The organism is Sporosarcina soli (assembly GCF_042655805.1).
Taxonomy (GTDB): Bacteria; Bacillota; Bacilli; order Bacillales_A; family Planococcaceae; genus Sporosarcina; species Sporosarcina soli.
The window spans coordinates 221765-234400 of sequence record NZ_JBHSNO010000006.1; the positions used below are offsets into that span (position 1 = coordinate 221765).

General features: G+C 38.9%; 11 protein-coding genes. 6 read left to right on the forward strand and 5 right to left on the reverse strand.

Annotated elements, in window-relative coordinates:
• Nucleotides 1-56: 56 nt before the first annotated feature.
• Nucleotides 57-1481 (forward strand): YfcC family protein, encoded by a 1425-nt coding sequence (locus ACFPRA_RS13310; protein ID WP_381435436.1) that lies wholly within the window; start codon nt 57-59, stop codon nt 1479-1481.
• A gap of 53 nt (nt 1482-1534) precedes the next feature.
• Here the strand turns inward: ACFPRA_RS13310 and ACFPRA_RS13315 are convergent, their stop codons facing one another.
• Together ACFPRA_RS13315 and ACFPRA_RS13320 are read right to left on the reverse strand one after the other, a co-directional pair.
• Complete coding sequence (locus ACFPRA_RS13315) at nt 1535-2677, reverse strand: M20 peptidase aminoacylase family protein (RefSeq protein ID WP_381435439.1); 1143 nt, start codon at nt 2675-2677, stop codon at nt 1535-1537.
• Complete coding sequence (locus tag ACFPRA_RS13320; protein ID WP_381435441.1) at nt 2670-3512, reverse strand: MurR/RpiR family transcriptional regulator; 843 nt, start codon at nt 3510-3512, stop codon at nt 2670-2672. Before ACFPRA_RS13320 ends, ACFPRA_RS13315 begins: the two co-directional genes overlap by 8 nt.
• A 442-nt stretch (nt 3513-3954) precedes the next feature.
• Between ACFPRA_RS13320 and ACFPRA_RS13325 the strand changes: the two genes are divergently transcribed.
• Genes ACFPRA_RS13325 through ACFPRA_RS13340 form a run of 4 tightly spaced genes read left to right on the forward strand, consistent with a single transcriptional unit; the run spans nt 3955 to nt 7065 of the window.
• Nucleotides 3955-4326: a GntR family transcriptional regulator gene (locus ACFPRA_RS13325; RefSeq protein WP_239390797.1), complete on the forward strand. Its 372-nt coding sequence runs from the start codon at nt 3955-3957 to the stop codon at nt 4324-4326.
• A gap of 13 nt (nt 4327-4339) precedes the next feature.
• Nucleotides 4340-5029 (forward strand): ABC transporter ATP-binding protein, encoded by a 690-nt coding sequence (locus tag ACFPRA_RS13330; RefSeq protein ID WP_239390798.1) that lies wholly within the window; start codon nt 4340-4342, stop codon nt 5027-5029.
• Nucleotides 5026-5856 (forward strand): hypothetical protein, encoded by an 831-nt coding sequence (locus ACFPRA_RS13335; RefSeq protein WP_239390799.1) that lies wholly within the window; start codon nt 5026-5028, stop codon nt 5854-5856. Before ACFPRA_RS13330 ends, ACFPRA_RS13335 begins: the two co-directional genes overlap by 4 nt.
• A 15-nt stretch (nt 5857-5871) precedes the next feature.
• Nucleotides 5872-7065 (forward strand): hypothetical protein, encoded by a 1194-nt coding sequence (locus ACFPRA_RS13340; RefSeq protein WP_381435445.1) that lies wholly within the window; start codon nt 5872-5874, stop codon nt 7063-7065.
• Between the two features lie 237 nt (nt 7066-7302).
• On the opposite strand, the gene ACFPRA_RS13345 is transcribed toward ACFPRA_RS13340, so the two are convergent.
• On the reverse strand, nt 7303-8184 hold the full coding sequence (locus ACFPRA_RS13345) for a LysR family transcriptional regulator (protein ID WP_381435448.1): 882 nt from the start codon (nt 8182-8184) through the stop codon (nt 7303-7305).
• A 161-nt stretch (nt 8185-8345) separates the two neighbouring features.
• On the opposite strand from ACFPRA_RS13345, the gene aroC reads away from it, so the two are divergent.
• Nucleotides 8346-9401 (forward strand): chorismate synthase, encoded by a 1056-nt coding sequence (gene aroC / locus ACFPRA_RS13350; protein ID WP_381435450.1) that lies wholly within the window; start codon nt 8346-8348, stop codon nt 9399-9401.
• A 191-nt stretch (nt 9402-9592) separates the two neighbouring features.
• Here the strand turns inward: aroC and ACFPRA_RS13355 are convergent, their stop codons facing one another.
• Complete coding sequence (locus ACFPRA_RS13355) at nt 9593-10333, reverse strand: thermonuclease family protein (RefSeq protein ID WP_381435452.1); 741 nt, start codon at nt 10331-10333, stop codon at nt 9593-9595.
• 108 nt (nt 10334-10441) lie between these two features.
• On the reverse strand, nt 10442-12496 hold the full coding sequence (locus tag ACFPRA_RS13360; protein ID WP_381435455.1) for a catalase: 2055 nt from the start codon (nt 12494-12496) through the stop codon (nt 10442-10444).
• Between the last annotated feature and the right edge of the window lie 140 nt (nt 12497-12636).

Below are 12636 nucleotides of genomic sequence, written 5' to 3' on the forward strand. Positions count from 1 at the left end.
CCTTGTACTACTCTATTTTTTCATCTCAGAATTATTCAAAAAGGAGGATATAGTAAATGAAGAACACAAAAGCTAAACAGAAATTTAAATTTGCAATGCCCGATGCATTTATCATTATTTTTGGCATCATTGTTTTAGCGGCAATTGCTACATACATCATTCCTTCAGGCGCGTATGATCGGGAGACAATTGATGGCGTTACAAGGGTTGTTCCTGATAGTTATTCGACAACCGAAGCTAATCCGGCCAATTTATTAGACTTATTTACATCTATTCAAATCGGGATGATTCAATCCGCGAATATTATCTTTTTAATTTTTATTGTAGGCGGAATTGTAAAAGTTATGGAATCGACAGGCGCTATCGATTCCGGTATCAATGCACTGATTAGAAAGACTAAAGGCCGTTATATGCTACTCATCACTTCTGTAGCAGGTATTTTTGGCGTCCTCGCTTCTATGGGATTAGCGGCAAATGCTGTGATTGCATTTATCCCGATTGGGATTGCATTAGCAAGATCTTTAAAACTTGATGCAATTGTTGGGATCGCAACAATTTATCTCGGCTATTATTCAGGGATGATTGCCGGTATCTTTGATCCAACAATTTTAGGACTAGCTCAAACGATAGCTGAATTACCTCTGTTTTCGGGAATGCCATTACGGATTGTGATTTTTATTGCACTGATTACAATTACGATTACTTATACAAACCTTTACGCTAAAAAAATTAAAAACAATCCACAAAAGTCAATTATGGGAACTAAACCATTTGGAGATGATGAAGAAAACCATGAAGTTGCAACACAAGATAATAATTTAAATACAAGCTTTTCAATGGTACAAAAATTAGTTTTATTAACATTTATTTCTTTCATCGGTATTTTTATTTTCGGTGCTTTTACACGTGGTTGGGGGCTTAATGAATTAGTCGGGATTTTCTTAATTATGGGTGTAGTCATTGCTATTATCGCTCGCATTAACCCGAATAATTTTGTTAAAATATTTATCGAAGGTGCCAAATCTATTACATATGGTGCATTAGTTGTTGGATTAGCTCGCGCAGTAATTGTTATTTTAGAAGATGGTTATATTATAGATACAGTTGTAAATGCCGCGTTAGTGCCATTGCAATCGATGCCTGTCTTACTAGGCGGACAACTGCTATTTATTTTCAACCTCCTATTTAACCTACTTGTTACCTCAGGAACGGGTCAAGCCGCCATCGTTATGCCAATCATGGTTCCGCTTGTAGATATGTTAGGAATTACAAGACAGACAGGAGCGCTCTCTTTTATGCTCGGTGACGGAATTACCAATATTATTACACCGACTTCCGGTGTTTTAATGGCCGTTCTAGCAGTTGGTGGCGTTAAATGGACACAATGGGTTCGATTTGCATTCCCACTTATGCTTATGTGGGTACTTGTCGGAATCATTTCAATTACTTATGCTATTTACACTGGCTATGGCCCATTCTAATTGATCATAAAAAAGATTCTAATGAGCGTTTCATTAGAATCTTTTTTTGTTTGTTATTTTTTATGTTGCTCATACGTTTGAATAATCGCATCAAATAAAATATCCACGCCATTTATCAGTGCTTCCGTATTAAATGTCATTTTGGGGTGATGAAGTCCCGGCGCTAAATCACAGCCTAACCCTAACATCGTCGCTTTCAAACTTGGTTTCTTAATTGTATAAAAATGAAAGTCATCTCCGCCAGGCGTTACTAATGGCGCATCTACTTTATCTACGCCTAAAACATTTTCAATCGATTTACCCATAATCGAAATCGCTTCCTCGTTTGTTTTAGCTGCTGCGATTCCTCTCTCTTTCGTAACTTCCAGTTTGATATCGTACAAATTACGGATGGATTCAAAAATAGCATGTACTTTTCCTACAAGCTCCTCCATGACTTCATTGTTTTGGGCACGTAAGTCAAACGAAAATGATCCGCTACCTGGAATAATATTGGCACTCTTCCCGCCTGCTTCGAATTTGGTCATTTTTGCAGAATGAGGAATTCTTGGATCTAGGTGGATTTTACTTAATAAATTTACAATTTCTGTCCCCACTTCTATCGCATTCGTATTTAAATGTGGTCTGGCACCATGTGCATCAGCGCCGGCTACTTGTACTTCAATCGTTTTCGTTGCACCATGTACGATGACGGGTGCGGCACTTCCCATGGCAGTCTCTTCAATAGGTCTTAAATGGACGCCATATAAATAATCGACATCGTCTACAGCGCCCTCCTCTACCATTTTTAATGCCCCTTCTCCAACTTCCTCAGCTGGCTGGAAAATAAACTTAATTGCTACGTTTTCTTCAAGTCCTGGCTTTTCTTTTAATTTCCATAAAACACCTAACACCATCGCCATATGCGCGTCATGCCCACAAGAATGATTGGGTTGGAACTTACCATCCACCTCTTGCCAAAGTGCATCAATATCAGCACGGATTGCCACTACTGGCAAACCTTTTGAAAAGTCGCCGTATTTCCCTATAACACCTGTTGATTGTTCAAATGTGATCGTTTCACAACCATACTTTTCTAGAGTTTCTTTAATATACTTAGTCGTATTCACTTCTTCCCAACTGATCTCTGCATTTTCATGTAAATAATTAAATGTATCGATTACTTTCGTTTCGACTGTACTTTTCATTTTATTCACCCTCATTCACAAAATACTTATAATCTTCCCGGTAAACAGATTTCTCGTTTCCTTCCACGCCCGTTTCATTCATCACATTCATCACTTCAAATAAAAGAACATTTAGGATGGACATTGTAATGGGCATCTTATAAATCATCCCTCTATTTCTATTAAACGCTAAAGGAATGACAACATCCGCAAATTCAACGATTGGTGCAGCATTCGTATCTGTTATCGCCAGTACTTTTAATCCTCTCTTTTTAGCTTTTTCCACTAGCTTCAATGTATCCGTTGCATATCTATAAAAGGAAAAAGCGATGACGATCGATTCCTCAGGCAACTGCTCAACTAACTGAAAATTCTCTTCAGTCCGATACAAAATCGTTTCTCCTACGAGGTTTTGCAAATTGATCGACAGCCAATGTGCAAATGAAAAAGAATGATAGTGCCCGACGATTACTCTTTTTTTCCCCTTCATAATCATATTTACCGCTTGTTCAATAAGATTCACATCTAACTGTTCCACATTTCTTTTTAAATGCATAATATCGGTCATCATACTTTTAAGCACTGGATGCTCGTATCTCTCACTTTTCACTGAAGAAGAATCCTGCATATTATTCAATAAGTACTCTCTTACATCAAATTGAAAATCTTTAAAACCTTTATATCCAATCTCATTACAAAATCGAATAATCATCGTCTCGGAAACACCAACGATTTCACCTGATTTTTTCGCCGGATGAATTGCAAAAGTCATTGGATCAGCAATTAAATTATCCGCTACTTTTTTTAACCCTTTTGTTAAGGTATCATAATTCTTTTTTGTTTCCACCAAATATTTAGGTTCCATAAAATACCTCATTTTTGTTCAATTTTGAACCAAAAACTTTATTTTCAATTAAAATAAAGTATATACTCTAACATAATCTATTTCAAGTTCAGTAGCTTTCCTAAATAGATTTGCTTGTTGTTCATATATTTATTGATTACTGCTTTTAATATATTGATTGATTGTTGTTTGACATTCAAATCGTATTAAGCATATAATACATTATGCAATGCGTATTAAGCGATTAATACATTAGAATTAAACGACAAGTAACTGTATGAAGTGGTTTTTCTTCGCAATTACTGTATTAAGGCTTTGATACACAATATTCCTTCATGATGTATTATTTTATCTTACCTGTATTACGATCTTAATACAGGTATCGTCAATGACGTTTCGTCTCTTATTTTTGCCACTGATGTATTACCCACTTAGTACACTATGTTTTTTAGGAGTTGACTCAATGAGTGTAAAGTTTAACAATCGTGATCCTGTTTATGTGCAAGTGATCCGGCATTTTAAAGAGCAAATTGCAAGGGGTACCTTTGAACCGGGTCAAGAAATTCCATCGCGAAGGGAACTCGCGAATCAGCTGAAGATTAATCCCAATACGGCGCAGCGGGCGTATAAAGAAATGGAGGAACAAGGGTTGATTTTTACAGAGGGAAATTTGCCAAGTCGCATTACGAAGGATGAGCAAACGCTCAAAATGGTGAGAGAGGAATTGATTTTAGAGGCCGTGGATACCTTTGTTCAATCGGTTCGATCCATCAATGTTCCGGTACAGGAAGCCTTGCATTTAGTGAAGGATACGTACGAAAGGGAAAATAATTAAAGGGGGGATCTTCATGATTGAAATAAAAGATGTAACCAAAAAGTTTGGTAGAAAGAAAGTGTTAAAAGGCGTTTCTTTTACTGCTGAAAAAGGCCAGATTACTTGTTTAATCGGCATTAATGGAGTTGGGAAAACAACCATTATGAAAGCAATTATGGCGTTAACCCCCATTAATAGTGGTGAAATCCTAATCGATGGTGAAAAAATTCATAAAGGGAGCTATGAAAAAATCACCTTTATTCCCGATACCATCACGATGTTACCGCAAATGAAAATACGGGATGCCTTCGTATTTATGGCTGACTTTTACGACAGTTGGAACCAAAAACGTGCCACTGAACTGCTGCAGTTTTTCAAACTAAACGAAACGGATCGCATTTCTGAACTATCAAAAGGCAATACCGCAAAAGTGAACCTTCTACTCGGTTTAGCCTTGGATGTCGATTATGTCTTGATGGACGAACCTTTTTCAGGGATTGATATCTTCAGTCGCGAGCAAATTGCCAATGTATTTACAAGTCATTTAATTGAAAACCGTGGTGTTATTATCACGACACATGAAATTAATGATATCGAGCATTTAGTTGATAAGGTCGTTTTACTAGATGAAGGCGTCGTGTTAAAGGAATTCGAAGTGGAAGAAGTAAGGGAAAACGAAGGGAAATCGGTCATTGATGTCATGAGAGAGGTGTATCAAGGATGAAACGTTATTTGAAGTTAGTCGATTTCGAGTTTAACCGTTTTTTAAAGCTCTATCTCGTTTTATTTGGCATTACGATCCTTTCGCAAATCATTGGGGTGATTGTTGAGTCGCGAAACTATTTAAATCATGCAAATAGGGTAATTTACCAGGATCTAGTGCCAATCGCAGAGTTTCTCGAAAATTATCGGACAATATCTTTAATTGAAATTTCCTATTCAGCTTGGTTTATGGGGCCCATTGTAATTTGCGGTGTTACGCTAATCATTTATGTCTTTTTTATTTGGTATCGTGATTGGCTTGGAAAAAATACATTTAGTTACCGTTTGTTGATGTTACCAATAGCACGCATTCATGTGTATCTAGCGAAGGCAACAACAATTTTACTCTATGTTTTAGGCCTCGTTGCATTGCAGCTCATCTTACTGCCAATTGAAAGTCAAGTTTTAAAGTGGATGGTTCCAAGTGAGTTTCGTACCGATCTAACCATTAGCCAAATTACCGGCTTATCTGATTTAAGGATTTTGTTTCCACATACTTTTATTGAGTTTGTTCTTTATTATGGCGGTGGAATAACAGCGGTATTTATTGTTTTTACAGCAATTTTGTTTGAACGTTCTTTTCGCATCAAAGGGATTATTTACGGCGTTCTCTATTGTGCTATTTCCCTTTTCATTTTTATGGCACCAATACTTATGAATGAGTTTATTTTAGGAAGTTACTTTTATCCGATCGAATTATTTTTCATTGAATTAGTGGCAGGGATTGTCGTTTTAGCTTGTGCGATTTGGACAGGTAATTTTCTGATCAAGAATAAAATAAGGGTTTGATGGGAGGTCACACAAGTGAAACGCTATTGGAAAATTATATCGATTTGTTTCGTTACGTTACTGGTGATTGGCACTTTTTATATACAATCCAGTTTCGCTACAAGCGAGCATTTAACAGTTGAATTTGAAAAAACAAATGGCAATGAGGATGAAGTGCAGAATTTAATGCTATACGGTGATTACTTAGTCGATCATAATTCGTGGTATCAACAACAGATACCTTTACAAATGACGAGCGAAGAAACGATCGACCCAACTAACCTATCCTTTCTACAAAAGTTATCTAGATTGGGCATTCCCTATCCTCTTGAAAAATTGGTAGAAAAGCATAAGAATTTTATGCGCAGTAAGGATTTAGAGCCGAATTATTTTTTTGAAGATGAACATGTAGTAGCCTATGCGCAAATTAGGAATCCCTATGAACGCCCAATGAAAGATTTAACCTTCGAAATTGAAGTGTTACATAAACAATCGGATGAAATTACAGCCATCCAGTTAGAGATCCCCGAAAAAGAAAACTATGGTTGGATGAACGTAGATAAAGTCCAAGTAATAGACAGTGAGTTAAAGGTCATTACACGGGGTTTCCGAATAGGCGGTAGAGATGAATTACGTGTCTATACATTTGACTTGGATGAGCAAAAGCTGGTCAGCCATCACACGATTGCTTCTACTCCGAGGATAGAAAATGGCTGGTCTAATTTAAGAATTATCAATGATGATGGAAACAACTATCTTTTAATTAAAATAGAAACTATTGAAGATGATATGGGACATAGCGATGGCAAACCGAATGCCGCTTATGAATTCATCGTTTACGATATCGTAAATAATCAGTCTAAAAAAATAGTGGGTTCTGATGAATTACTTGGTTCTATTGGCAGTGCGTCTATCTTTAATTCAACACTCTTTATTTCATCACAGTCATCGAATGGCGTGGAAATTAACCAGTATGATATTAAAAATGACAAATGGGGCACAAAACCGGCATTTGACTTAGGAGATGCGAAGACTGACGAGTCACCTTATATGAAGGCCATGAATGGAAAACTATATCTCATTTACGCAACAACGAATGGGCATACCCTCTTTATAGGTGATGTAGAAACTGGAGAATCCCTCTATGAAGGTCAACTAAAAGTGAAAAACAAAGGTGAAGATCAAAAGGATTATCGTCTTTATTTTAATAGAATCGAGTTTGTTCAGTAATAAAATCAATTACGCCTCGGAGGAATTGAACTCCATTCCTCCCTGATAAAAGCTTAGTTTGGTCAACTAATCTTGAATAAGAAAGAGATGGGAATCACAGCAGGATTGCTTGCATTCTCATCTCTTTCATTTTGCGTATGGGTTCTAAATTCTGAGTGAGTTATAATCTTTTTCATAAAACAGATTGGCCACTTTAGAGGCAAAGAATCCACCACTACGAATGACAGCTTTACTCAATTAAATAAGAAACTCTATAAATCTACTGGCCACTAGAGATAAAGAGATATCTTGTCTCGTCGCTATGCCAATATTTCGCGATGGTACGGGTTCAACAAGTTGTAATTCAAAAAGAAAACCTTCTTCCAGTTCTTGTTCTATAAAGGAACGGTTTACAAAAGCGGCACCGTAACCGCGCCGAGCGAACTCAATTAACATTTCTGAGCTATTTAGTTCAATATCTACATCAATTTCATATCCTTGGGCGTTCAACCATTGTTCAACGAATTCCCTCGTACTGCTTCCTGCAGAATGAAGCAACAATGGAACTTCAGTTAATAATTGAGTTGAAATTGGTTGATTGGCCAAGTGACGATAAGCGGCTCCAACTACAAAACAATCTTCGTTCGTGTGTATATACGTAACATTAATTTCCTCATCATCTACTGGCATATGAATGAAACCAATATCAATTTTTCCTTCTTTTAAATATTTTATAATTTCCTGCGTATTTCCTTGTATAAGTCGAATTCGAATTTCTGAATACTCATTATGAAAGTAGTCAAGCGTACTTAGTAAAAGATGCTTGATAATAGGTCCGCTTGCCCCAATGCGAAGTTCCCCAGACGTCAAGTTTTTTAGAGAATGAATTCTTTTTTCTCCAGCATCTAGAAGCGAAAATGATTTCTCCACATATTCAAATAACGCTAAGCCTTCAGTTGTCAATTGAACTCCTTTTGAAAGCCTATTAAACAACTTTACACCCATTACCTCTTCTAATTGCTTGATCGCATAACTCACAGAAGGTTGCGTAATTTTAAGTTCTCTAGCAGCTTTCGTTAAATTCCCCATTTTAGCCGTATATAGAAATATTCGGTACCACTCCATATTTATTATCGCCATGTTATAAACTCCCTCTATGACATATCTACAAAATTACAATTTCATCTATTCCACTTTCTTCAGTATAATAAATCGTGAGATATCAATCAAATCAATCTACATAGCTTCTTGTATAGAAAATAATACTAGAGGGCAAAGAATAACTATGAGGAGGACATAAAATGGCCGGTAATTCTTTTGGGGATATGTTTAGAGTAACAACGTTCGGAGAGTCTCATGGCGAGGCAGTTGGAGTTATAGTTGATGGTGTAACACCAGGTATAGAAATAGATCATGAGTATATACAGAAGCAAATGGATAGAAGAAAACCAGGGCAATCTTCAATCACTACATCTAGAAAAGAATATGATAACGTAACGATGCTCTCTGGTATTTTTGAAGGGAAAACAACTGGAACCCCGGTTTTTATGATTTTATATAATCACGATATGAGACCCCAAGCCTATGATGATATAAAAAATTTATTCAGACCCGGACATGCTGATTTCTCCTATTTTAAAAAGTATGGATTAAGGGATTATAGAGGGAGTGGACGGGCATCTGGTAGAGAGACAGCGGGGAGAGTAGCTGCGGGTGCGTTGGCCCGTAAAATGCTTGAGAGAAGAGGTGTTAGCGTATTAGCATACACCACAGAAGTGGGCGGTATCAAAAGTTCTAATTTTGTTGAGAGTTTCATAGAAGAAAATCCAGTTAGAACTTGTGATCCTGAAGCAGCTGTAGAAATGAAAGAAAAAATAGAGATGCTTGCAAGCGTTGGAGATAGTTGTGGGGGAATTGTAGAATGCAGAGTGAGAGGGGTAATCCCAGGTTTAGGAGAACCGGTATTTGATAAATTGGATGCTGATATTGCGAAAGCAATGTTATCTATTGGTGCAGTTAAAGGAATTGAGTTTGGTGCCGGTTTTGCAGCAACAAGTATGTTAGGAAGCCAACATAATGACGAAATGGATGAAAATGGGTTTTTAAGTAATAATTCTGGAGGTTTAATTGGAGGTATAAGTACCGGTCAAGAAATCGTTTTTAGAATCGCCGTTAAGCCGACTTCATCAATATCTGTGGCCCAGAAGACAATAGATATTAATGAAAATGAAAAAGAAATAATAACAGAAGGACGACATGATCCATGTATATGTCCAAGAATTGTACCTGTTGTTGAAGCGATGGTTTGTATTGTTTTAGAAGATCATTTTAAACGTCATTTAGCAATGCAGTCTTAATCCTGAATCATTCACTAAATTTTAAATATCAAGAACAACGGAAGTTTTATAATGTGAAAGTCATATCCGTGCTTTCAATTTTTATGGTAAATCCAATTGAGCGCTCTCAACAGAAAGCGCTCAATTGGATGATTGTTCAGTATCGTCGTAAACGGTTAATGTGATACCTAAATTACTATTCTAAAACAGCATCATCGCTCACACGCAAAACCGTCTTTATCCCCATCCATCTTTTCCGAATAGGCAGGATGCCCTTTCTTAACGCCATTTGGGTATTTCTTGCGCAATTCCGTACAGTTCTTGAAGTATTCCGTCGCTCCGGTTGCCGGTTTTGTCTCTGACTTTTCTACTGAATGTGTTTCACTGTCAAAGCCGCGGTCAGTTGCATAATCTTCAATGGACCAAATACCGACGCCAGCTTTTTTCGCCTTGTCCTGCGCTTTTTCATACGCATCGAGATGACGTGTATTAGGTGGATAGACATAGGCGACCCGGGCAAGTCCTTCTTCCAGAAGCGTTTCTTGCACACTTTCCCCATCTACGTAAATATAGGCGAGCAATCTACCGTATTTATCGATTCGTTCACCGATATCAAATTCAATTTCCAATTTACCACTGTTGATCAACTCACGGTTACGTTCTTTCGCTTCCTCCCCGAATGGCTGTTTTCCGAGTCGAGGGTGGTTCGTTTCAGGCGTATCGATCAACAAATAGCGGACATTCTGCTCCTTGCCTTCATAATTGATCTTGATCGTATCCCCGTCTATGACCTTGACCAATTCAACAGGGATCAACCCTGCCCGGCTAGGTTCAGGATCCTGTTCCGGGAAAAAGGTATTATACAAAAATAAAACGAGCAAGACAGCAGCCACACTTATTAGGCTTGCCGGCTTTTTCATCCATGAACTTGCATCTGATTTTCTAGTACTCACTATCGTTACATCCTCTACTTCTATGTATTTGATACTTTCCTATAGTAACAGTTTCATGGAGAAATGAAAACAGCCGCCACCTTTGTGACGGCTATTGTCCGTTTAATTTTACCCATAAATGTTACGATCCCAATGCCTATGAGCAGCCACCGCGGCGATGAAGTCATTGTTAAAGTTGTTTGACTCATCTGCCATTACAATCCCCGACCCTACTTCGGCGTCGGAAGCGTCGAAAAAGGAAACGCCAGTTGATGCAACACCAATCGGTTTATAATGCTGGAACGCTTCGTTCACGAAATTAATAATATCCTTTTTGAACTTGGTTGGATTGTCCACTTCTCCTCCGACGACCAAGACAGCGTCATACAACACGGAATGGACGGTCAAAAATGTTTCATCCACTTCGATAGCTAAGCCATTTTCAGCATGAATGATGCCGAATTTATCACTGACGATATCGACGACCATCCCCGCATCTAGACAAGCAGTCACAATCGATTCCAGTTCGTTGCCATCGAATTGTTCACCGAGTAGGACGGCCACTTTTCGTGTATCCGGCAGTTTGGCAGTCGTTTCCTGACTGAGTGCCGGCGAGGTTTCCGCCACTGCCGACTCTTCCCCATCCGGATGATCCACACCGATCGCTTGCGCCACAGCCGTTGCCAATCCTTTGTCGACATTGACAAACATATCGACTACTTGCTGCCTGACATTTTTATCTTTCACTTTACCAACTTCAAAACTGAACGCATCGACAATATGCTTCTTTTCAGCCAATGTCATACTATTGTAGAACAATCGCGCCTGTGAGAAATGGTCTTTGAACGAATCACTGCGTGCCTGGATTTTACGTCCATCTACTTTTTCTTCATAATGGACGTAGCCGCCTTCTTTCTCTGTAGATGTGGAAGGTGAATTGTCCGCAAGCGAATTTTTATGGTAACTGACTTGCCCGACATTGATCGTCTGCCGGCCATAGCCATCTCGCTGGTTGTTATGGAACGGACAGACCGGACGATTGATCGGCAATTCGTGGAAGTTCGGGCCACCCAGACGGATCAGCTGTGTATCCGTATAGGAGAACAATCTCCCTTGTAACAACGGGTCATTCGAAAAATCGATGCCTGGAACGACATGCCCTGGGTGAAAGGCGACCTGTTCCGTTTCCGCAAACACATTATCAACATTGCGGTTCAACGTCATTTTTCCAATCAGTTGAACAGGCACCACTTCTTCCGGCCATATTTTCGTCGCATCTAAAATATCGAAATCGAACATGAATTCATCTTTTTCCTCAATGATCTGAACGCCTAGCTCAAATTCAGGAAATTGACCTCGTTCAATGGATTCCCATAAATCCCTCCGATGGAAGTCAGGGTCTTTCCCACTGATTTTCTGTGCTTCATCCCATACTAAAGAGTGGACGCCTAGTTTCGGTTTCCAGTGAAATTTTACGAAATGCGCTTTCCCTTCGGCGTTCACAAAACGGAACGTATGGACACCAAAGCCCTCCATCATCCTAAAGCTTCGCGGGATTGTCCGGTCAGACATATGCCACATGATCATATGGGCGGTTTCTTGGTTATTGGCGACGAAATCCCAAAAGGTATCGTGTGCGGAGGCCGCTTGCGGCATTTCATTATGCGGCTCAGGCTTTACGGCATGGATTAGATCGGGGAATTTAATGGCATCTTGGATAAAGAAGATCGGTATATTATTGCCGACCAAGTCAAAGTTCCCCTCTTCCGTATAAAACTTCACCGCAAATCCTCGTACATCTCGTACGGTTTCCGCAGATCCCCTACTGCCGGCTACTGTGGAAAAACGTGTGAAGACAGGAACTTTCGAACCCGGCTCTTGGAGAAATGCCGCTTTTGTATAGTCTTTCATCGATTTATACAGTTCAAATTCACCGTGAGCCGCATAGCCTCTTGCATGGACGACTCTTTCAGGAATCCGTTCATGGTCAAAATGGGTGATCTTTTCACGGAAATGAAAATCCTCCATCAATGTCGGGCCACGCAAACCCGCTTTCAGAGAATGTTCGTCCTCGGCTACTTTTAACCCTTGATTGGTCGTCAGTTTTTTTCCTTTTTCATATGAACGGAACGTTTCCAATTGCTTATCTTTGCTTGTTTCATCAAAAGAATGGTTGTTATTCAATATTGTTTCCTCCATTCAGAATTTTAGAGTTCTATCACACTCTTCCCCACCAGCGGCCACTCAAACGGATTTTTTCTAAAAAAGGACTTCTGACTGGCAGAAGCAAGACAAGTCTTTTCAAATCGCACAGTGCTTCAATG